The organism is Stenotrophomonas sp. SY1 (assembly GCF_021202945.1).
GTDB lineage: Bacteria > Pseudomonadota > Gammaproteobacteria > Xanthomonadales > Xanthomonadaceae > Stenotrophomonas.
This window is the reverse complement of record NZ_JAJOYR010000006.1, coordinates 1-1413: the sequence shown is the minus strand read 5'-3', so window position 1 is coordinate 1413 and position 1413 is coordinate 1. Positions and strand designations below refer to the sequence as shown.

Below are 1413 nucleotides of genomic sequence, written 5' to 3'. Positions count from 1 at the left end.
CAGTTCGACGTGTTGTTCGGCGCCCATGTGCTGCCCGACGACATCGCCACCCCTGCCCCGCGCGGCCACCAGCTCGACGAAGACGGCGTGTGCATGCACTGCGGCTACGACGAGCGCGCACCACACGGATCTGTCCCGCCATGCGTGTGAATCGCCCGCGCAACCTCCTGGAGGCATTCGCCGGCCCCCTGCTCGCCGCCGGCATGTCCTCCGTCTTGATCTGCGTTCTTGCTTGGAGTCATCCGAATGAACCAGGACATCGGTTGTCTGAAGTGCAGGCTCAACCGGGTGGTGTTTCGCACCGTCCGGACTATGAGCCCGCGCGAGCGCATGCAGCGCTACTACGAGGCGGTGATCGTGTACCCGCCGGCGAAGCTGGCCATGCGCCAAGAGATCGGAGCAAACCTTCAGGACGCATGGAAGGCGGGTAAGCGGCCCAACCTGCGCCTGATCGCACGGGCCATCGCCGCCCCATGAACCTGTTCCGCCTCTACATCCCGGGCTTGGCCAAGCCGCACGAATCCGTAGCGGACGACGAGCAAGCAGCCATCGAGGACGCGCTTTACACCCTGGGCCTACGCGACTTGCCGCCCGGGACGTCCATCACCTCCGAACCGTTTGGAGACCCTCCATGTTCTTCCGCAACCTGACTGTGTTTCGCTTTCCAACCGCGATCGACTTCTCGGAAGTCGACAACCTGCTGTCGGCGGCCACGCTCAAGCCGGTGGCTCCTTTGGAAATGAGCTCCCGCGGGTTCATTTCCCCGTTTGGTCGGGAAGAGAAGCAGCAGCTGTCGCACCGCATCGGGGACGCGCTGTGGCTGACGATCGGCGGCGAGGACAAGATCCTCCCGCCCGCTGCCGTCAACGACCAGCTGGCCCGCAAACTCGAGGAGATCGAAGAGAGCGAAGGCCGCAAGCCCGGTGGGCGCGAACGCAAGCGGCTGAAGGATGACCTGCTCCATGAACTGCTGCCGCGCGCGCTGACCCAGAGCCGGCGCACCGACGTGCTGCTCGATTTGGAGCACGGCTATGCAGTTGTCGACACGTCCAGCCGCAAGACCGGCGAGAACGTCATGAGCGACATCCGCGGGCTGCTCGGCAGCTTCCCGGCCCTGCCGCTCAATGCGGAAGTGGCGCCGCGCGCCATTCTCACCGCGTGGATTGCCGGCGAGCCGATGCCCGAAGGACTGAGCCTGGGCGAGGAATGCCAGCTGCAGGATCCGGCGGAAGGTGGCGCAGTCGTGAAGTGCCAGTACCAGGAGCTGCGCTGCGACGAGATCGACAAGCACCTCGATGCCGGCAAGCAGGTCACGCGCCTGGCGCTGGTGTTCGAGGACAACCTCTCGTTCGTGCTGGGCGAAGACATGATCGTCCGGAAGCTGAAGTTCCTGGACGGCGCACTCGACAAGCT

Annotated in this window: 2 protein-coding genes; both read left to right on the top strand. The window is 65.0% G+C overall.

The genetic code is table 11. From position 1 onward, the window contains the following. Window positions 1-246 precede the first annotated feature (246 nt). Window positions 247-477, top strand: a complete 231-nt coding sequence (locus LR961_RS19070; protein ID WP_232151553.1) for a hypothetical protein — start codon at window positions 247-249, stop codon at window positions 475-477. Window positions 478-631: 154 nt separating this feature from the next. Beyond that, window positions 632-1413, top strand: a 782-nt coding sequence (locus tag LR961_RS19065; protein ID WP_232151552.1) for a recombination-associated protein RdgC, incomplete at its 3' end; no start/stop codon positions are given.

Bases quoted from the DNA above. Each gene is read 5' to 3' on its own strand.
- LR961_RS19070 (WP_232151553.1), top strand. From the start codon at position 247: ATGAACCAGGACATCGGTTGTCTGAAGTGCAGGCTCAACCGGGTGGTG.